Raw genomic sequence first — 18,944 nt, forward strand, 5'->3', positions numbered from 1 at the left:
GCAGACCGGGCAGCGCAGAGGCTACCCGGCCATACGGCGTTAGATCCGTTTGAAGATCAGTGAGCCGTTGGTACCACCGAAGCCAAAGGAGTTACACAGGGTGTATTCCAGATTGCTTACCTGGCGTGCGACATGCGGAACATAGTCCAGATCGCAACCCTCATCCGGGTTATCCAGGTTGATGGTCGGCGGAATCGCCTGATCGCGCAGGGCAAGGATCGAGTAGATAGACTCTACTGCACCCGCCGCGCCCAGCAGGTGACCGGTCATGGATTTAGTGGAGCTAACCATCACGCGGCTTGCCGCTTCGCCAAATACGGACTTAACCGCCTGGGATTCGGCTTTATCGCCAGCCGGCGTTGAGGTGCCGTGGGCGTTAACGTAGCCAATCTTCGCCGGATCCAGCTGGGCATCACGCAGTGCGTTAACCATAGCCAGCGCCGCACCCGCACCGTTTTCTGGCGGTGAGGTCATGTGGTACGCATCGCTGCTCATACCAAAGCCGACCAGCTCAGCATAGATTTTCGCGCCGCGTTTTTTCGCATGCTCGTACTCTTCCAGCACGACCATACCTGCGCCGTCGCCCAGCACAAAGCCGTCACGATCTTTATCCCATGGACGGCTTGCTGCCTGCGGATTATCGTTGCGGGTAGAGAGCGCACGCGCTGCACCGAAGCCGCCCACGCCAAGCGGAGTACTGGCTTTCTCAGCGCCGCCAGCGACCATTGCGTCGGCATCGCCGTAGGCAATGATACGTGCCGCATGACCGATGTTATGCACGCCGGAGGTACAGGCCGTGGCGATAGAGATGCTCGGTCCCTGCAGACCAAACATAATCGTCAGGTGACCGGCTACCATATTAACGATGGTAGATGGCACAAAGAATGGGCTGATCTTACGCGGACCGCCGTTGGTCAACGACGTGTGGTTCTCTTCGATCAGGCCAAGACCGCCGATACCTGAGCCAATAGCCGCTCCGATACGATGCGCATTCTCTGCGGTAACCTCAAGGCCAGAATCCTGCATGGCCTGCCAGCCCGCAACAATTCCATATTGAATGAAGGCATCCATCTTGCGCTGCTCTTTGCGCGAGATAATGTCATCACAGTTAAAATCCTTTACTAAGCCAGCAAATTTCGTTGCATAGGCGCTAGTATCGAAATGGTCGATCAGGCTGATGCCACTCTGACCGGCAAGGAGAGCACTCCAGGTAGACTCTACGGTATTGCCGACAGGAGACAACATGCCAAGTCCGGTCACAACTACACGACGCTTAGACACGTTTGTCCTCCAGGGAGGGATAAAAAAGAGATTCGTGGGAGAAAAAGATAAAACTCAGGCGGTCGAATGACCGCCTGGAGATGTTCACTTACGCCTGGTGACCGTTGATGTAATCAATGGCAGCCTGAACAGTAGTGATCTTCTCAGCTTCTTCGTCCGGAATCTCAGTATCAAACTCTTCTTCCAGAGCCATTACCAGCTCAACGGTGTCAAGAGAATCCGCGCCCAGGTCATCAACGAAAGAAGCATTGTTAGTCACTTCTTCCTGCTTAACGCCCAGCTGCTCGCCAATAATTTTCTTAACGCGTTCTTCGATAGTGGTGCTCATACTCTTAAATTTCCTATCAAAACTCGCTTTCGCGATGGTTTTCGTAGTGTATAAAATGTTGAAAAATTTGCAACTAAATCCCGGCAGGTCCTACCACGATTTTGCGCTATTCTGAGGCCTTTTGCCCTAATAACGCAAATAAAATTATTCCCATATAGTGCTTTAGGAAATAACGTGGTTAAACCATATACATTCCGCCGTTGACGTGCAGGGTCTCACCAGTGATGTAACCCGCCTCATCAGAAGCTAAGAATGCAACCGCACTGGCGATCTCTTTTGGCTCGCCTAAGCGACCCGCCGGAACTGCCGCCAGCGTACCCGCACGCTGATCTTCAGTCAGCGCACGCGTCATGTCCGTTTCAATAAAGCCCGGAGCAACAACGTTCACAGTAATGCCACGGGACGCGACTTCACGCGCCAGTGACTTACTGAAGCCAATCAGGCCTGCTTTCGCCGCAGCGTAGTTAGCCTGACCAGCATTTCCCATGGTACCCACCACAGAACCGATAGTGATAATGCGGCCATGACGCTTCTTCATCATAGCCCGCATTACCGCTTTTGACAGGCGGAAAACAGAAGAGAGATTGGTTTCGATGATATCGTTCCACTCGTCGTCTTTCATCCGCATCAGCAGGTTGTCGCGTGTAATCCCGGCATTATTTACCAGAATGTCCACTTCGCCAAACTCTGCACGGATATTTTCCAGCACAGATTCAATAGATGCAGGATCGGTCACGTTTAATTGTAAACCTTTGCCGTTTGCACCTAAATAGTCGCTGATGGCCTGCGCACCGCTTTCGCTGGTCGCGGTACCGATCACCTTCGCGCCGCGGGCAACGAGGGTTTCAGCAATTGCGCGGCCAATGCCACGGCTTGCACCGGTAACCAGTGCGATCTTTCCTTCAAAACTCATGGTTTTGGGTTCCTTGTTTATTGCTCAGCCGCCGCTGACAGTGCCGCAGGCTCGTTGATGGCCGAGGCGGTCAGGGTGTCAACAATACGTTTGGTCAGGCCAGTCAGCACTTTGCCCGGACCGACTTCATACAGGTGCTCAACGCCCTGAGAAGCCATAAATTCTACGCTTTTTGTCCACTGAACTGGGCTGTAGAGCTGGCGCACCAACGCGTCGCGAATCGCTTCCGGCGTGGTTTCACACTTCACATCAACGTTGTTTACTACCGGAATAGCCGGGGCGTTGAAGGTGATTTTTTCCAGCTCGGCGGCCAGTTTCTCGGCTGCGGGCTTCATCAGCGCGCAGTGGGACGGGACGCTCACCGGCAGCGGCAGCGCACGCTTGGCACCCGCTGCTTTACAGGCCGCGCCTGCACGCTCAACCGCCTCTTTATGCCCGGCGATCACCACCTGGCCCGGGGAGTTGAAGTTCACCGGCGAGACGATCTGGCCTTCAGCGGCCTCTTCACAGGCTTTGGCAATGGCTGCATCGTCAAGGCCGATAATGGCCGACATGCCGCCGGTCCCTTCCGGCACCGCTTCCTGCATAAATTTGCCACGCAGCTCAACCAGGCGTACGGCATCGGCGAAATCAATCACGCCAGCGCATACCAGCGCGGAGTATTCACCCAGGCTATGACCAGCCAGCAAGGCCGGCGTTTTACCGCCCTGCTGCTGCCAGACGCGCCACAGTGCGACGGAGGCCGTCAGCAGTGCAGGCTGGGTCTGCCAGGTTTTGTTCAGCTCTTCTGCCGGACCCTGCTGGGTCAGCGCCCACAGGTCATAGCCCAGCGCCGCAGAGGCTTCGCGGAAGGTCTCTTCCACCTGTGGAAACTGCGCTGCCACATCGGCGAGCATACCCACGGTCTGAGAACCCTGTCCCGGGAAGACAAAAGCAAATTGCGTCATCTTATTTATCCTTAATACTAGAAACGAACCAGCGCAGAGCCCCAGGTGAAACCGCCGCCGAAGGCCTCGAGCAGCACCAGCTGACCCGGCTTGATACGTCCGTCGCGCACGGCCTCATCCAGCGCACAAGGCACGGACGCCGCCGAGGTATTGCCGTGACGGTCAAGGGTCACAACCACTTTATCCATCTCCATGCCCAGCTTTCTCGCCGTCGCGCTGATAATGCGCAGGTTCGCCTGGTGCGGAACCAGCCAGTCCAGCTCGGAACGATCGATATTATTGGCGGTCAGCGTCTCTTCAACGATGTGCGCCAGCTCGGTCACGGCCACTTTAAAGACTTCGTTACCGGTCATGGTCAGGTAGGTTGGGCTGTCCGGGGTAACGCGATCCAGGTTCGGCAGCGTCAGCAGCTCACCGTAGCTGCCGTCCGCGTGCAGATGGGTAGAGATGATACCCTGCTCTTCAGATGCGCTCAGCACTGCTGCGCCCGCGCCATCACCGAAGATAATAATTGTTCCGCGATCGGCAGGATCGCAGGTACGGGCTAATACGTCGGAGCCGATCACCAGCGCATGCTTCACCGCACCGCTTTTAACATACTGATCGGCGATGCTCAGGGCATAGGTAAAGCCTGCGCAGGCGGCGGCCACGTCAAATGCCGGGCAGCCTTTGATCTCCAGCAGGTTCTGCACCTGGCAAGCCGCGCTTGGGAAAGCATGGGTCGCCGAGGTAGTCGCAACGATGATCAGACCGATCTCGTTTTTATCAACGCCTGCCATCTCAAGGGCACGCTTAGCGGCTTCGAAGCCCATCGTGGCCACGGTCTCATTCGGGGCAGCAATGCGGCGCTCGCGGATACCCGTGCGGGTAACGATCCACTCGTCAGAGGTATCGACCATCTTTTCCAGGTCGGCGTTGGTTCGCACTTGCTCGGGCAGGTAGCTGCCGGTACCACTAATCTTCGTATACATATACGCTCAGTCTTTTTCCGGTAACACAGATTCCAGGCGAGCGGCAATCCGTTCGGGGACATGCCGCTGCACCGCCTGCACTGCCTGTTCAATCGCGACAGCAAACGCGCGCTGATTGGCTGCACCATGACTCTTAATCACCGTGCCGCGCAATCCTAACAGACAGGCACCATTATACTGGTCGGGGTTGAGGTGACTGAATCGCCTTGTCAGGCTTTTTTGTAACCAACGCTTTAATAAAAGCAGCCACCACGACCGTTTTTTGCCCTCGCCCTGTGATTTCAGCAATGACAGGAACATTCTGACCATGCCTTCCATCGTCTTCAACGTCACGTTACCGGTGAAGCCATCACAGACCAGCACGTCGGTTTTGCCAGTGAGCAGCTCATTGGCTTCAAGATAGCCAATATAGTTGATCGATGGGATCGATTTTAGTAGCGCCGAGGCGTCGCGGATGCTATCGAGACCCTTAACTTCTTCCTCACCGATATTGAGCAGCGCCACGCGCGGATGTTCAATACCGATTACCTCTTCAGCCATCACCGAACCCATAATGGCAAACTGCACCAGCATGGTACTGTCACAGTCAACGTTAGCGCCGAGATCCAGCACTACGGTTCTGCCCTTCTGCTGATGCGGCAGCACCGTCATCAGCGCCGGACGTTCAATACCTTCAATGGGCTTAAGCAGTAGCTTAGCCAGCCCCATCAGCGCTCCGGTATTGCCTGCGCTAACGCAGGCCTCGGCGCGCCCCTCTTTGACCAGCTCCAGCGCCATGCGCATAGAGCTGCCCCGGCTGTTGCGCACGGCCTGGGCGGGACGGACATCACTGGCAATAACCGACTGGGCAGGGATAATCTGCAGGCGCGAACGCTGGTCAAAATCGGCTTTGGCAAGTAATGGCGTGATAGCGTCGGGATGACCGACTAACAGAAGTGTGAGCTGCGGGTTAGAATGCAGTGCCTGCAATGCTGCAGGCACCGTCACGGAAGGGCCAAAATCGCCCCCCATGACATCTAACGCCAGGGTTAGACGTGTCAAGGTATCGTCGAGCCTGGTTCGGTTAACCCCCGCTTACACGGGGATTTCCTCACTAAGCCTCACGCTTGCGCGTGATTACTTAGTGATAACCTTGCGACCGCGGTAGAAACCGTCAGCGGTCATGTGGTGACGCAGGTGAGACTCACCAGAGGTTTTGTCTACAGACAGGCTGGTGACTGCGGTCAGCGCGTCATGGGAACGACGCATGCCACGTTTGGAACGGGTTGGTTTATTTTGTTGTACGGCCATGGACCTTACTCCTCAATTACGGTAACTCCATTACTACGGAGAGACCTGTTACTTACGCTTTAAGCTGGCTAATACGGCAAATGGGTTTGGCTTCTGTGCCTCTTCAGGCAGTTCACCAAAGACCATGTCCGCGTCGGACACTTCACAGTGTTCAGAATCATGCACCGGCACTACCGGCAGGGAGAGGATAATTTCATCCTCGACCAATGCCAGCAGGTCGATTTCACCGAATTCGTTAACCTGAATCGGTTCATACGCTTCCGGGAGTGCTTCGGCCTGCTCGTCTTTGACGATCGGGCTGAAACAATATTGTGTGTAGACCTGATGGGCAAACGGCTTACCGCAACGCTGGCATTCGAGCGTTACCGACACCTTCGCATCGCCGGTTAACACCGCCAGCCGCTGGTTATCGATAGCGAACGACATGGAGCATTCCACATCACTGTCTACACTGACTACGGATTCAGCGACGCGCTCGGCCTGCTCACGAGTGTATACACCCTCGTAATCAAGGCGTTTTTGAGCGGTACGAACCGGATCAAGAGTCAGGGGTAATTTTACCTTTTGCATAGGGCGCGCATATTAACTTTGTAACGTTCTGGAGTCAAAGAAAAAGGCAGTCTGCAATTGCCTTTTGCCAATTATTCGCACACATTGCGGCCTGTAGTTTAAAATGCCTGACCTCGTTATGCCATATAGGGTGGAAAAAATATGTCGAATATTATTCTTGCGTCCACGTCACCATACCGCCGCGCGCTGCTGGAAAAGCTCGGCCTGGCCTTCGAGTGTGCCGCGCCGGGCGTGGACGAGACGCCACAGCCAGGCGAAGCGCCCCGTCACCTGGTGCTACGCCTGGCGCAGGCTAAAGCCCAGTCGCTGGCGCACCGCTACCCTAACCACCTGATTATTGGCTCCGATCAGGTGTGCGTGCTGGACGGTGAGATCGCCGGCAAGCCGTTAACGGAGGAGAAAGCCTTTCAGCAATTAATGAAGGCGCGGGGCAATATCATCACCTTCTATACCGGGCTGGCGCTCTATAACTCCGCCACCGGCCACCTGCAAACCGAGTGCGAGCCGTTTGACGTTCACTTTCGCCGCCTGAGCGAGCAGGAGATTACAGACTATCTGCGTAAAGAGCGGCCGTTGAACTGCGCTGGCAGCTTTAAAAGCGAGGGGCTGGGAATTGCGCTGTTCGATCGCCTCGAGGGCCGGGATCCCAATACGCTGGTGGGGTTGCCGCTGATTGCACTCTGCCAGATGCTACGCCGGGAGCACGCAAATCCGCTGTTAGCGTAAATAATGCCCGGCAGGCACGCCGGGCGTTACGTTAACCGCGCAACACCTTCAGGCAGCGTTTGAGCTGCTCATCCAGCGGGGCTTCAATACGCAGGGTTTCGCCGGTCCCCGGATGGGTGAACTTCAGCGCCGCCGCGTGCAGGAAGAGACGGTTTAGCCCGGTACCTGCCAGCTGCTTATCAAACTCGCGGTCGCCGTAGCGATCGTCAAAGGCGATAGGATGCCCGGCGTGCTGAGTATGGACGCGGATCTGGTGGGTACGGCCGGTAATCGGGCTACAGCGCACCAGGGTGGCAAAGGCATAGCGCTCTTCAACCTTAAAGCGCGTCTCTGAGGGTTTGCCTTCGCTATTCACGCGGACGATCCGCTCCCCGCTCTGCAGAATATTTTTCAGCAGCGGAGCCTGTACTGCTTTAACATGCGACTGCCACTGGCCGCGCACCAGCGCCAGATAGTCCTTCTGCATGCCCTTATCGCGCAGCTGCTCGTGCAGGGAGCGCAGCGCCGAGCGCTTCTTAGCGACCAGCAGCACGCCGGAGGTGTCCCGGTCCAGACGGTGAACCAGCTCCAGGAAGCGCGCCTCTGGACGCAGAGCGCGCAGGCCCTCGATGACGCCGAAGCTCAGCCCACTGCCACCGTGTACAGCGGTACCGGAGGGCTTGTTCAGCACCAGGATGTGATCGTCTTCATAAAGAATAACATCCGCCAGCGCGGCAACCTTATTCAGATGCGGCGATACCGCCTCCTCTTCGCGCTCGGCCACGCGCACCGGTGGGATACGCACCTCGTCCCCGCCTTCCAGCTTATACTCGGGCTTCACGCGTTTCTTGTTAACCCGCACTTCGCCTTTACGCAGGATGCGGTAGATCATACTTTTCGGCACGCCCTTGAGCTGGGTGCGCAAAAAGTTATCGATGCGTTGCCCGGCGTCGTCGGCCGCAATAGCAACAATTTTTACGGATGGGGTCTCTGTTTTCATGGGTGGCGATTCTAAAAGCCCAGCCCGATTAGCGCCACTCATTTTTCTATGCTTATATTTATGTCTGGCGGTGTCTTGTTGACCGTCATCACGCTTTTCGCTGGGTTTTAGAACAATCCCTGGGCAAACGTGAAAAAACTGTTAGTAACCGGGTGATAAATGGCAAAAGTCATCTTGCTATAACAGATTTAGCAAGGAATAATGATGCAGTTTTCCGCTTGAATCTTGTTAAACAAGGAAATTTGCGGAATGACCAGTTTTGCCTGTCCGATCATCCACGCAGCAATGGCGTAAGACGTATTGATCCTTCAGGCACTTAGCGGGCTGCGGGTTGCAGTCCTTACCGGTAAAGGGATCGACTCTGGAGAGTAATACCCAGGCAGTTCCCCTGATAATTGCGCTGTTTTTCCGTATGAAATACAGGCAACCGACACTCTGCGCCTCTTAAGCGTGCGATAACCGTGAGGTTGGCGACGTGAACAGACACGAGGCCATCGGTTCACCCCGGAAAGGCGTTAACTATGCCCGCAGCCTAGTCGTCAATGTAAGAATAATGAGTAAGTTACGATGAAAAGAATGTTAATTAACGCAACTCAGCAGGAAGAGTTGCGCGTCGCCCTTGTTGATGGGCAGCGCCTGTACGACCTGGATATCGAAAGCCCGGGACACGAACAGAAAAAAGCGAACATCTACAAAGGCAAAATTACCCGTATCGAACCGAGCCTTGAAGCCGCATTTGTTGACTACGGTGCTGAGCGTCACGGTTTCCTTCCTCTCAAAGAGATCGCCCGCGAATACTTCCCCGCTAACTACAGTGCCCATGGCCGCCCGAACATCAAAGATGTGCTGCGCGAAGGCCAGGAGGTCATTGTCCAGATCGATAAAGAAGAGCGCGGTAACAAAGGCGCAGCCTTAACCACCTTTATCAGTCTTGCCGGTAGCTACCTGGTTCTGATGCCTAACAACCCGCGTGCGGGCGGCATCTCTCGCCGTATCGAAGGCGATGACCGTACCGAGCTGAAAGAGGCGCTGGCAAGCCTGAACATGCCGGACGGCATGGGGTTAATCGTTCGCACCGCAGGCGTGGGCAAATCTGCCGAAGCGCTGCAGTGGGACCTTAGCTTCCGCCTGAAACACTGGGAAGCGATCCAGAAAGCGGCTGAAAACCGCCCTGCTCCGTTCCTGATCCACCAGGAGAGCAACGTTATCGTTCGCGCCTTCCGCGACTACCTGCGCCAGGATATCGGTGAGATCCTCATCGATAACCCGAAGGTGCTGGAGCTGGCTCGCCAGCATATCGCCGCGCTGGGCCGTCCGGACTTCAGCAGCAAAATCAAGCTCTACACCGGTGAGATCCCGCTGTTCAGCCACTACCAGATCGAGTCGCAGATCGAGTCCGCCTTCCAGCGTGAAGTGCGCCTCCCCTCCGGCGGCTCCATCGTCATCGACTCCACCGAAGCGCTGACCGCGATTGATATCAACTCCGCCCGCGCTACCCGCGGTGGCGATATCGAAGAGACGGCGTTTAACACCAACCTGGAAGCGGCAGATGAAATTGCCCGCCAGCTACGCCTGCGCGACCTCGGTGGCCTGATCGTTATCGACTTTATCGATATGACGCCGGTTCGCCACCAGCGCGCGGTAGAAAACCGCCTGCGCGAAGCGGTGCGCCAGGACCGTGCCCGTATCCAGATCAGCCATATTTCCCGCTTCGGCCTGCTGGAGATGTCCCGTCAGCGTCTCAGCCCCTCTCTGGGCGAGTCCAGCCACCACGTCTGCCCACGCTGTAGCGGTACCGGGACCATTCGTGACAACGAATCTCTGTCGCTCTCAATTCTGCGCCTGATCGAAGAGGAAGCGCTGAAGGAGAACACCCAGGAAGTTCACGCTATTGTTCCCGTACCGATTGCCTCCTACCTGCTCAACGAAAAACGTGCCGCGGTAAGCGCGATCGAAGCGCGTCAGGGCGGCATTAAGTGCGTTATCGTGCCGAACGACCAGATGGAAACCCCGCACTACTCCGTGCTGCGCGTGCGTAAAGGTGAAGAGACATCCACCCTGAGCTACAAGCTGCCGAAGCTGCATGAAGAGGCGATGGCGCTGCCGTCCGAAGAGGAGTACGCCGAGCGCAAACAGCCTGAACAGCCTGCGCTGGCGACCTTCGTGATGCCTGACATTCCGCCAGCGCCTGCGCCGCAGCCGGCTCCTGTCGCTGAAGAGAAAGTGCAGCCGATCGCCGCACAGCCTGCCGCCGCAGCGGAAACTGGCCTGCTGGGCCGCCTCTTTGGCGCACTGAAGAAAATGTTCGCCAGCGAGCCTGCCAGCCAGCCGGTTGAAGTCAAAGCGCAAGAAGAAGTTAAAGAAGAGAAACCGGCCCGTTCCCAGGAGCGTCGCAAGCCGCGCCAGAACAACCGTCGTGACCGCAACGAGCGCGGTGACCGTGGCGATCGTAATGAGCGTCGCGATAGCCGTAGCGAGGGAGCGGAAGCACGCGAAGGCCGCGATAATCGTGATAATCGTGAGCGTGATGAAAATCGCCGTAGCCGCCGTGAAAAGCAGCAGCCGAACGGTGACGTTCGTGAAGCGCGCCAGCCGCAGGCCGCCGCTGACGATGGAGATAAAGCTAAATCTCGTGACGAGCAGCAGCAGTCTCGCCGCGAGCGCAACCGTCGCCGCAACGACGAGAAGCGTCAGGCCCAGCAGGAAGTGAAAGCCCTGAACCGTGAAGAGCAGCCTGTAGCGGAAGTGGAAGCAGAACAGGAAGATCGCGTTCAGGTGATGCCGCGCCGTAAACAGCGCCAGCTGAGCCAGAAGGTACGGTTTGAATCTGCACCGTCTGCTGATGCTATCGTTGAAGAGACCGCTGCCCCGGTAACTGATGCTCAGGCATCCCATACCGAGCTGGCGAAGGTTGATCTGCCTGCGGTCGTTGAGCAGCCAGTTCAGGAGCAGGACGAGTCTGCCGAGAACCGTGACAACGCCGGTATGCCGCGCCGCTCACGCCGTTCCCCACGTCACCTGCGCGTTAGCGGCCAGCGCCGCCGCCGCTACCGTGACGAGCGCTACCCGACCCAGTCGCCGATGCCGCTGACCGTAGCCTGTGCATCGCCGGAGATGGCGTCAGGTAAAGTGTGGATCAGCTACCCGGTCGCTCAGAGCGTCGAGCCGGTTCAGGATGAAGCCAACGTTGAGACCGCACCGGAAGCTACCCAGCAGCCGATCGTTGAGCCAGTAGCCGAGCCAATTGCTGCATCCGTCAGCGTTGAACCTGCCGCTGCGGAACCTGTCGCTGTTGAATCAGTCGCCGCTGAACCTACCGCAGTTGAGCCGGAGGCCGCCGTGAGCGAGCCGCAGCCTGCCGCAGTGGAAACAACGCATCCAGAAGTGATTGAGACCCCGGTTGATGAGCAGCCGCAGCTGATTGCTCAGGAAGACGTGCCGGTTGCCGAGCACATCGCCGAGATCGCCGAGCCTGCTGAAACCCCTGTCGAAGAGGTTAAAGAGGTAAAAGCCGCTGAGCCTGTTGTCGAAGCGCAGCCGGAACCGGAAGCGAAACCTGTGGTTGAGCCGAAACCTGAGGTTAAGGTGAAGCCGGTCATTACCGCTGAGCCTGTCGCCGCTAAGCCGCTGCACAGTTTTGCGACCGCACCGATGACCCGTGCGCCAGCTCCGGAATACGTTCCTGAGCAGCCGCGTCACAGCGACTGGGTTCGCCCGGCGTTTGAGTTCTCGGGCAAGGGTTCTGCGGGCGGCCATAGCGCCACCCATCAGGCCACCGCGCCTGCAACGCGCCCGCAGCAGCCTGAATAACACGCTCTGCCAATAATAAGCCGACCTCCGGGTCGGCTTTTTTATGCCTTGTCGCCAGGAAGGCGCATTCCGGTGATGCCGGGTACCGCCTCACGCATCATTTGTAAAAAGGCCCGCAGACGGGCCGGATAGTAACGCGCCCACGGGTAGACCAGATGCACCGGCAGCGGGGTCGGCTCCCAATCGGGCAACAGTTGCACCAGTCTGCCCTCACGCAGATCCTCCGCCACTGCCCAGCTTGAGATTATCACCGCCCCTAATCCCTGCAGGGCCGTACTGCGCGCCACATAGAGGCTGTCGGTATAGAGCCGCGGAGCTATGGTCACCTGCTCAACCTCCCCGGAGGTATGGGTCAGGCTAATACTATGCTGGTAGAAAGTACTGAGCGCTACCCACGGCAGGGCCGCAAGCTGCTGCGGCCCGGTCATGGCTGGGTAGCGAGCAAGCAGCGTCGGCGCAATCACTACGCTGCGCGGCACCTCCGCCAGCAGCACCGACACCGTACTCGGATCAATCTCCGCGCCGACGCGGATAGCGCAATCAATGTTAGCGCTCAGAAAATCGACGTTTTTATCGTTTAGCATCCACTCAACCGACAGTTGGGGATGCTGGCTAAGAAAATGGGTCAGCGGCGCGAGCAGTTGCTCCTGGCCGAAAGCATGGGGGGCGCGTACCCGCAGGGTGCCGACCGGCTCATCGCTGGCGTGGCTTACTTCATCCTCAAGCGTTGACCAGGCCGCTATTAATTGTCGGGCATGCTGATAGCAGCGCTCGCCATCGTCGGTAAGTTTCATGGCGTGGGTCGTGCGCAGGATCAGCTTCACCCCCAGCAGCGCCTCCAGCGACTGAAGACGGCGGCTGACCGTCGCCTGCGTCGTCTCCATCAGTCTGGCGGCCGCCGACAGGGTTCCGCTCTCGACGATGCGCACATAGGTGTGCATCAGGTCAACCCGGTCTATACGTTCAGTTCGCTTCATCTTGTTTTTGCCTATACGTTTCGCGTATAAGCTTTTTACCATTGGGCTGGCTACCGCGTCACGCCATCTTCAGCAAAAATGTCCTCACACCATCTTTGAGGACTCTATTATGAACCGCCAGGCATCACCCTTTGACGTACCGCGCTGGATTATCTTCATCCTGGCAATGGGGGCCGGATTTAGCGTTGCTGCTATCTATTACGCGCAACCACTGCTGCCGCTGATGGGGAGCGATCTCCACTTAACCGTTAACGGCATGGGGCTGGTGCCCACGCTCACTCAGGCAGGCTATGCGCTGGGCATTCTGTTTCTGCTGCCGCTGGGGGACCGCTACGATCGCCGGACACTGATCCTGGTGAAATGTGCTGCGCTGGCGCTCTTTCTACTGGCCTGTAGCCTGACCAGCCACCTCAATACTCTGCTGGCAGTTAGTCTGCTGCTGGGGATGGCGGCGACTATGGCGCAGGATATCGTGCCGGCGGCGGCGATCCTTGCGCCGGAAGGCAAACAGGGGAAAACCGTCGGTACCGTGATGACCGGCCTGCTGCTGGGGATCCTGCTCTCCCGAACGGTTAGCGGTTTCGTGGGTGCGGCCTTTGGCTGGCGTGTAATGTATCAGCTGGCAGCGGCGAGCATTGCCTTTATCGGTGTGGTGATGTGGGCCGTGCTGCCGCGCTTTGCTGTCCACTCTACCCTCAGCTACCCGGCGCTGATGCGCTCCATGGCCCAGCTGTGGGGGCGCTACCCTGCCCTGCGCCGCGCCGCGCTGGCCCAGGGCTTTCTCTCGGTGGCCTTTAGCGCCTTCTGGTCTACCCTGGCGGTGATGTTGCTGGATCGTTTTCACCTTGGTAGTGCGGTAGCAGGAACCTTCGGCATTGCCGGCGCGGCAGGCGCACTGGCCGCACCGCTGGCCGGCGGCCTGGCTGACCGGGTCGGGGCGGCGAAAGTCACCCAGCTGGGTGCAGCGCTGGTTACCGTCTCCTTTGCCCTGATGTTTGCCCTGCCGCTGCTCTCTACCCAGATGCAACTGGTGCTGATTGCCATTGCGGCGGTAGGCTTTGATCTCGGATTGCAGTCGAGCCTCGTTGCTCACCAGAACCTGGTTTACAGCCTGGAGCCGCAGGCGCGGGGTCGTCTCAACGCCCTGCTGTTTACCGTGGTATTTATTGGCATGGCGGCTGGCTCTGCCCTCGGCAGCAAAATCTACACCCTGGCGGGCTGGCCTGGCGTGGTCGCGCTGGCCACGGCTTCAGGACTCATAGCTCTGGGGATCCGTCTTGCGGCGGGTAGTCGTCAGGCCGCAGTGGCAAACATCGGATAAAAAAAAGCCGCCCCGGTCAATGAGGGCGGCCTGCAAAAAGAGCCGAGACCTGTCCATTTAGCCGGACAGGTTTTCTTTTTTTTAGGAATTAATCTGGAACAGCGACATACCCTGCATATCGGAGAACGCTTTGTAGGAAGCCTGTAGCGCCGCCTGCTGCATGGTGTATGAGGAGATCGCCGCGTTCCAGTCAACGTCAATCAGATCGCTCATCTGCTGGGTCTGACCCAGAGCACGATCGGTACCGAGCGCGTCCAGGTTATCCAGCTCATTAAGCTGGGTACCGACTTCGGCACGTACGGTCAGAACGTTGTTAAGGGCATTGCGCAGGCCGCGGTTGGTTTTATCCATCACGTCCTGAGCGGTGGCCTGGGCGGTTTCATCTCCACTTACCGGCGTGTTCAGCGAGGCGATGGCCGAGTCCAGCATCGCAAACAGGTTCGTTTCCTGCTGAGAGCCAGCAGGCTCGGGCACCGCATTGCTGGTGACGCTATCAAAGACCTGTTTCCCGGTATGAGCAATCACCATGGTCCGCGCGGCGTCTACCTGCTGGGTAATCGGCTGCGTGCCGCCGCCGTATTGGCCGGAGGTCTGGTCGAACGGTGCGCTTTCGGTTTTGTAGCCACCAAAGATATAGCGGCCGTTGCCGTCGGTGCTGTTGGCCAGGTTCATGATCTGATCGCGAATACCCTGAAGATCGGTAGCCAGCGAGGCGCGGTCATCATCGCTCAGAGAGCCGTTGCCGCTGTTGATCACTTTGGACTGCGCTGACTGGATCGCGGTAGAGACCTGGTCCAGAATGCTGTCTTCCAGCGATACTTTTTGGCTCGCGAAGGTGCGGGCCAGCTGGTATTGATTATTCTGCGCCTGCGCCTGAGAGAGCACCACTGCCTGCGAGGCGGCAATGGGATCGTCGGAAGCACGGTTTACGCGCTTGCCGGTAGACATCTGCTCGCCATAGCTTAACCATTTGCTCTGCGAACTGGTGACACCACGCATGTTTTGTTCATACATCATCTGAGTGCTAACGCGCATCATTAACCTCTTGCTTAGCGGATGTTCAGTAACGCATCAAACAGCGAGCTTGCTGTCTGTAAAACCTGTGCGTTAGCGAGATAATATTGCTGGTAACGTTGCAGGTTACCGTACTCTTCGTCGAGGTTAACGCCGGAGATCGACTGCTGCTGATTGCTCAGCTGGGTCACCACGTTATCCTGGGTGGTGGCGCTGCTCTTCAGCGTGGCCGTGGTACTGCCCACGGTGCTGACCAGCGCGGCATAGGCATCGTTGAAGCTCTTGTTGCCGCCGACGCTCTTGCTCTTTTGCAGATCCAGCAGCGCCTGGCCATTGACGTTATCGCTGTCGCCGCTGGTGTCTGACGCCGCCATAGCGATTTTTGATTCATCCTGGAAGGCCAGATCCATATTGACGATGGCGTTGGCCGTCGGCTTGATGATAAAGCTATCGTTATTACCCGCACCGTTGGTGGCGCTGATGTTCACCTTCAGGCCGTCGAAGTTCAGGCTGCCGTCGGTAGCATCCGGGGTCGCGGTAAACGAGGTGTTGTCTGACAGGCGCGTCACCTGCCACTTCGACCCGTCGTAGACCACCTTATAGTCGGTGGCCTGTACCTTGCTGCTGTCGCTCACCGTGGTGGTCAGCGATGCATCGCCAGTGTTCCGCGCGTTGCTCAGCGTAGAAGGCGATCCAATTTTAAAGAAGTCACCGCCCTGGTCGCCGTTAGCGTCATAGCCTTTGGCGTGCTGGGTGTTGAAGGCGTCAGCAAAGGAGAGCGCCAGCTGACCCAGCGAGTTGCGGGTCTGATCGAGGTTCTGGCTGCGGAAGGTCAGCAGCCCGCCGAGAGAGCCGCTGTTGAGCAGCTTCTCCGGGATCTCGACGTTACCCGCGGTCGCGTCAACATAGGCCACGGTGGTACGGGATGGATCGGCGCTGGACGGTACGGCAGCCAGCTGACGGGCAGAGCTGCCCTGCACCAGGGTGTAGCCGTTCGCCATGCTGATGTTATAGGTGCCGCCGTCCTGAACGCTCACTTCCACGCCAACAATTTTATTCAGTTCGCTTACCAGCTGATCGCGCTGGTCCAGCAGGTTGTTTGGCGAGGAGCCTGCGCCTACGCCAGTCAGACGGGAAATCTGGTCGTTAAGGTTCGCGATCTGGGTGGTGTAGTTGTTGATCTGATCCACGCTGGAGGAGATCGACAGGTTAACCTGCTTATCCTGATCGCGGAGATACTGATCGGTCACCTTGAACTGGTTTACCAGGCCATCGGCCTTGCCCAGCAGCGTCTGGCGAGAGGCCGGATCTTCGGCGTTGCTCACCAGCGTTTGCAGGCTGGTGAAGAAGTCCTGCATGGTGGTGGCGAGAGTATTAGTCGAGCCGGAGAGCATGTCATCAATCTTTGACATCTGCTCGTAGCGCGTGGTCAGGCCGCTGCTCTGGGTCTGCGCGGCACGCAGCTGATTGGTGATGAAGGCGTCATATTCGCGCTGGACGCCGGTGACGTTCACCCCGTTGCCAACCCAACCGCCTGCACCCAGCGTACTGTTTGCCTGTGCCAGCACCGTCGTCTGACGGGTATAGCCCGCGACGTTATAACTGGAGATGTTATTACTGACGGTATTCAGCGCGGCCTGGGCTGCACTCAGCCCGCTCATGGCGCTGTTAATCAAGCTACTGGACATGGAGATTCCTTATACACTTTTAGACATAAGTCCTGCTAACGATTATCGGCAGCGCCTTGCTGAACTTGAGAGCTGTCAGAACAGATTTTCAATATCGTTGCTGTAGGCTTTGCTCACCTTATCGCTAAGGGATTTCAGCTGCTGGATCATGCTGGTGAGCTTGCGGGCATAGTTTGGATCGGTAGCGTAGCCCGCGCTTTGCAACGCCTGCGCCCCCTGCTCGGCGGTTGCTGCGGTGGTCACGGCGGCGTAGCGCGGATTGCGCGACAGCAGGCCGACGTAGTCCGACAGCGCCTCAAGATAGGAGCCGTAGACGCGGAACTTCGCCTTCACCTTTTTCGCCTCACCGTTCTCATATTCGGTAGTGGTGATCTCAGTGGTGGGTCCCTTCCAGCTGCCGCTGGCCTTAACGCCAAACAGGTTAAAGCTTGGCTCACCGTTTTCCCGCTTGATCTGCCGCTGGCCCCAGCCTGACTCCAGCGCCGCCTGGGCGAGGATCAGGTGATGCGGCACCCCGCTCTGCTGACTGGCCAGCCGCGCCGGCAGCGAAAGCTGGGCAAGGAACTCTTTGCTATCACCAGAGAGCGCGGCATCGTTGCTCGCACCATCTGGGGTTTTCGGCACGGCCTTGCGCACCATCTGGGTCAGGGCCTGGTTTTGATAACTGGTCACCGTTTCCAACGGAAACTTCATCGGCACCTGTGAAGGTGCCTCTGTGGGTTCACTCTGGCCGCCGGACATCTGCTTCACCATCATCTCCGCCAGCCCCAGCCCCTTGCCTGCGGTCATCTGCTGGGCAATCTGCTGGTCATACATGCTGGTATACATGCGGCTGGAGTCGCTGCTGAACAGGCCGTCTTTTGGCAGGGCTTCACGCATGCTCTTCAGCATCATCTGCACGAACATCCCTTCCACCTGGCGGGCCACCGGCCGCAGGTTAGCCTGCGGATCCTGTCCGGCCTGGGTTTTCAGTTCATTCAGCGATTGCGCATCCCATGCCGCGCTCGCCATCATCCGGCTGTCAGTTAGCATTAGATAATTTCCAGTTTCGCGCGCAGGCAGCCTGCGCTCTGCATTGACTGAAGGATCGACATCAGATCGATCGGCGTCGCACCCAGCGCATTCAGCGCCCGGACAACGTTGTTCAGGTTGGCGCTGGAGCGAACGCTCTGCAGCGAACCGCCGCTCTGGCGCAGGTCGATCTGCGTCTGCGGCGTGACCACGGTCTGGCCACCGCCGAACGGCGTATCCGGCTGGCTGACGTTGGCCTGACGGTTTACCGTCACCGAGAGGTTACCCTGGGCCACTGCACAGCTGTCGAGGGTGACTTCGCGGTTCATGACCACCGAGCCGGTGCGGGAGTTGATCACTACCTTCGCATCCTGCGGCGTCACGCCCACTTCCATATTCTGGATATCGGCCAGGAAACGCACCTGCGAGCTGTTACCGCTCGGGACACGGATCTGGATAGTACGCGCATCCAGCGCGGAAGCGCTGCCGTAGCCGCGCGCACGGTTGATGGTGTCGGTGATCTGCTGCGCGAGGGTGAAATCTTCCTGGTTCAGCTGCAGGTTGATGGTGTTCCCGGAGCCGAACTGAGTCGGCAGCTCGCGCTCGACAACCGCGCCGCCGGTGATACGGCCGCCGTTGAGCTGGTTAACCTGCACGCTGCTGCCGCCTGCTGCCGCACCCGCGCCGCCCACCAGCACGTTACCCTGTGCCAGGGCATAGACCTGGTTATCGACCCCTTTCAGCGGGGTCATCAGCAGCGTACCGCCGCGCAGGCTCTTGGCGTTACCCATTGAGGAGACCACCACGTCGATGGTCTGCCCCTGGCGGGCAAAGGCCGGGAACTGAGCGGTAACCATTACCGCCGCCACGTTTTTCAGCTGCATGTTGGTCCCGGCGGGGACGGTGATCCCCATCTGGGAGAGCATGTTGTTCAGGCTCTGGGTGGTAAACGGCGTCTGGGTGGTCTGGTCACCCGTGCCATCGAGGCCGACAACCAGCCCGTAGCCAATCAGTGAGTTCTGTCGTACGCCCTGTACGCTGGTGAGGTCGCGGATGCGCTCGGCCTGGGCAATTGTAGCTACCAGCACCAGCGCGATCCCTGCCAGATATTTAAACAT

General features: G+C 58.1%; 17 protein-coding genes. 3 read left to right on the top strand and 14 right to left on the bottom strand.

The window, feature by feature from the left end; genetic code table 11:
• Nucleotides 1-39: 39 nt before the first annotated feature.
• From fabF to yceD, 8 genes are all read right to left on the bottom strand, one after another.
• A complete protein-coding gene (gene fabF, locus RTN40_RS11385) occupies nt 40-1,281 on the bottom strand; it encodes a beta-ketoacyl-ACP synthase II (protein WP_312228554.1) in 1,242 nt (413 codons plus the stop codon).
• 88 nt (nt 1,282-1,369) lie between these two features.
• Nucleotides 1,370-1,609: an acyl carrier protein gene (gene acpP, locus RTN40_RS11390; RefSeq protein WP_042392766.1), complete on the bottom strand. Its 240-nt coding sequence runs from the start codon at nt 1,607-1,609 to the stop codon at nt 1,370-1,372.
• Between the two features lie 178 nt (nt 1,610-1,787).
• Entirely contained in the window at nt 1,788-2,522 is a 735-nt protein-coding gene (gene fabG / locus RTN40_RS11395) for a 3-oxoacyl-ACP reductase FabG (protein WP_312228555.1), read from the bottom strand.
• A gap of 17 nt (nt 2,523-2,539) precedes the next feature.
• Entirely contained in the window at nt 2,540-3,469 is a 930-nt protein-coding gene (fabD, locus tag RTN40_RS11400) for an ACP S-malonyltransferase (RefSeq protein WP_312228556.1), read from the bottom strand.
• 17 nt (nt 3,470-3,486) lie between these two features.
• Nucleotides 3,487-4,440, bottom strand: coding sequence for a beta-ketoacyl-ACP synthase III (locus RTN40_RS11405; RefSeq protein WP_312228557.1), 954 nt, complete (start codon nt 4,438-4,440; stop codon nt 3,487-3,489).
• Nucleotides 4,441-4,446: 6 nt separating this feature from the next.
• The gene (gene plsX / locus RTN40_RS11410; RefSeq protein ID WP_312228558.1) at nt 4,447-5,481 is read right to left on the bottom strand and encodes a phosphate acyltransferase PlsX; all 1,035 of its coding nucleotides are present in this window, start codon (nt 5,479-5,481) and stop codon (nt 4,447-4,449) included.
• A gap of 75 nt (nt 5,482-5,556) precedes the next feature.
• A complete protein-coding gene (rpmF, locus tag RTN40_RS11415) occupies nt 5,557-5,730 on the bottom strand; it encodes a 50S ribosomal protein L32 (protein WP_042392755.1) in 174 nt (57 codons plus the stop codon).
• 48 nt (nt 5,731-5,778) lie between these two features.
• Nucleotides 5,779-6,300, bottom strand: coding sequence for a 23S rRNA accumulation protein YceD (gene yceD / locus RTN40_RS11420; RefSeq protein WP_312210789.1), 522 nt, complete (start codon nt 6,298-6,300; stop codon nt 5,779-5,781).
• A 141-nt stretch (nt 6,301-6,441) separates the two neighbouring features.
• Here yceD and RTN40_RS11425 point away from each other — a divergent pair, with 141 nt between their 5' ends.
• Complete coding sequence (locus RTN40_RS11425; RefSeq protein WP_312228559.1) at nt 6,442-7,026, top strand: nucleoside triphosphate pyrophosphatase; 585 nt, start codon at nt 6,442-6,444, stop codon at nt 7,024-7,026.
• A gap of 31 nt (nt 7,027-7,057) precedes the next feature.
• Here the strand turns inward: RTN40_RS11425 and rluC are convergent, their stop codons facing one another.
• Nucleotides 7,058-8,005: a 23S rRNA pseudouridine(955/2504/2580) synthase RluC gene (rluC, locus tag RTN40_RS11430; RefSeq protein WP_312228560.1), complete on the bottom strand. Its 948-nt coding sequence runs from the start codon at nt 8,003-8,005 to the stop codon at nt 7,058-7,060.
• Nucleotides 8,006-8,572: 567 nt separating this feature from the next.
• Between rluC and rne the strand changes: the two genes are divergently transcribed.
• Nucleotides 8,573-11,815: a ribonuclease E gene (rne, locus tag RTN40_RS11435; RefSeq protein ID WP_312228561.1), complete on the top strand. Its 3,243-nt coding sequence runs from the start codon at nt 8,573-8,575 to the stop codon at nt 11,813-11,815.
• Between the two features lie 41 nt (nt 11,816-11,856).
• Here the strand turns inward: rne and RTN40_RS11440 are convergent, their stop codons facing one another.
• Nucleotides 11,857-12,792, bottom strand: coding sequence for a LysR family transcriptional regulator (locus RTN40_RS11440; protein ID WP_312228562.1), 936 nt, complete (start codon nt 12,790-12,792; stop codon nt 11,857-11,859).
• 109 nt (nt 12,793-12,901) lie between these two features.
• On the opposite strand from RTN40_RS11440, the gene RTN40_RS11445 reads away from it, so the two are divergent.
• Nucleotides 12,902-14,113, top strand: coding sequence for an MFS transporter (locus tag RTN40_RS11445; protein WP_312228563.1), 1,212 nt, complete (start codon nt 12,902-12,904; stop codon nt 14,111-14,113).
• Nucleotides 14,114-14,194: 81 nt separating this feature from the next.
• On the opposite strand, the gene flgL is transcribed toward RTN40_RS11445, so the two are convergent.
• The 4 genes from flgL to RTN40_RS11465 all read right to left on the bottom strand — a co-directional run bounded on the left by flgL (nt 14,195) and on the right by RTN40_RS11465 (nt 18,944).
• Nucleotides 14,195-15,148, bottom strand: a complete 954-nt coding sequence (gene flgL, locus RTN40_RS11450) for a flagellar hook-associated protein FlgL (protein WP_312228564.1) — start codon at nt 15,146-15,148, stop codon at nt 14,195-14,197.
• Nucleotides 15,149-15,162: 14 nt separating this feature from the next.
• The gene (flgK, locus tag RTN40_RS11455) at nt 15,163-16,815 is read right to left on the bottom strand and encodes a flagellar hook-associated protein FlgK (protein WP_312228565.1); all 1,653 of its coding nucleotides are present in this window, start codon (nt 16,813-16,815) and stop codon (nt 15,163-15,165) included.
• 75 nt (nt 16,816-16,890) lie between these two features.
• Nucleotides 16,891-17,847 (bottom strand): flagellar assembly peptidoglycan hydrolase FlgJ, encoded by a 957-nt coding sequence (flgJ, locus tag RTN40_RS11460; RefSeq protein WP_312228566.1) that lies wholly within the window; start codon nt 17,845-17,847, stop codon nt 16,891-16,893.
• Nucleotides 17,847-18,944, bottom strand: a complete 1,098-nt coding sequence (locus tag RTN40_RS11465) for a flagellar basal body P-ring protein FlgI (RefSeq protein WP_312228567.1) — start codon at nt 18,942-18,944, stop codon at nt 17,847-17,849. Before RTN40_RS11465 ends, flgJ begins: the two co-directional genes overlap by 1 nt.

This window comes from Pseudescherichia sp., assembly GCF_031987975.1.
GTDB lineage: Bacteria > Pseudomonadota > Gammaproteobacteria > Enterobacterales > Enterobacteriaceae > Pseudescherichia.

Bases quoted from the DNA above. Each gene is read 5' to 3' on its own strand.
- acpP (WP_042392766.1), bottom strand. From the start codon at position 1,609: ATGAGCACCACTATCGAAGAACGCGTTAAGAAAATTATTGGCGAGCAG.
- fabG (WP_312228555.1), bottom strand. From the start codon at position 2,522: ATGAGTTTTGAAGGAAAGATCGCACTGGTTACCGGTGCAAGCCGTGGC.
- fabD (WP_312228556.1), bottom strand. From the start codon at position 3,469: ATGACGCAATTTGCTTTTGTCTTCCCGGGACAGGGTTCTCAGACCGTG.
- RTN40_RS11405 (WP_312228557.1), bottom strand. From the start codon at position 4,440: ATGTATACGAAGATTAGTGGTACCGGCAGCTACCTGCCCGAGCAAGTG.
- rpmF (WP_042392755.1), bottom strand. From the start codon at position 5,730: ATGGCCGTACAACAAAATAAACCAACCCGTTCCAAACGTGGCATGCGT.
- yceD (WP_312210789.1), bottom strand. From the start codon at position 6,300: ATGCAAAAGGTAAAATTACCCCTGACTCTTGATCCGGTTCGTACCGCT.
- RTN40_RS11425 (WP_312228559.1), top strand. From the start codon at position 6,442: ATGTCGAATATTATTCTTGCGTCCACGTCACCATACCGCCGCGCGCTG.
- rluC (WP_312228560.1), bottom strand. From the start codon at position 8,005: ATGAAAACAGAGACCCCATCCGTAAAAATTGTTGCTATTGCGGCCGAC.
- rne (WP_312228561.1), top strand. From the start codon at position 8,573: ATGAAAAGAATGTTAATTAACGCAACTCAGCAGGAAGAGTTGCGCGTC.
- RTN40_RS11440 (WP_312228562.1), bottom strand. From the start codon at position 12,792: ATGAAGCGAACTGAACGTATAGACCGGGTTGACCTGATGCACACCTAT.
- RTN40_RS11445 (WP_312228563.1), top strand. From the start codon at position 12,902: ATGAACCGCCAGGCATCACCCTTTGACGTACCGCGCTGGATTATCTTC.
- flgL (WP_312228564.1), bottom strand. From the start codon at position 15,148: ATGCGCGTTAGCACTCAGATGATGTATGAACAAAACATGCGTGGTGTC.
- flgK (WP_312228565.1), bottom strand. From the start codon at position 16,815: ATGTCCAGTAGCTTGATTAACAGCGCCATGAGCGGGCTGAGTGCAGCC.
- flgJ (WP_312228566.1), bottom strand. From the start codon at position 17,847: ATGCTAACTGACAGCCGGATGATGGCGAGCGCGGCATGGGATGCGCAA.
- RTN40_RS11465 (WP_312228567.1), bottom strand. From the start codon at position 18,944: ATGTTTAAATATCTGGCAGGGATCGCGCTGGTGCTGGTAGCTACAATT.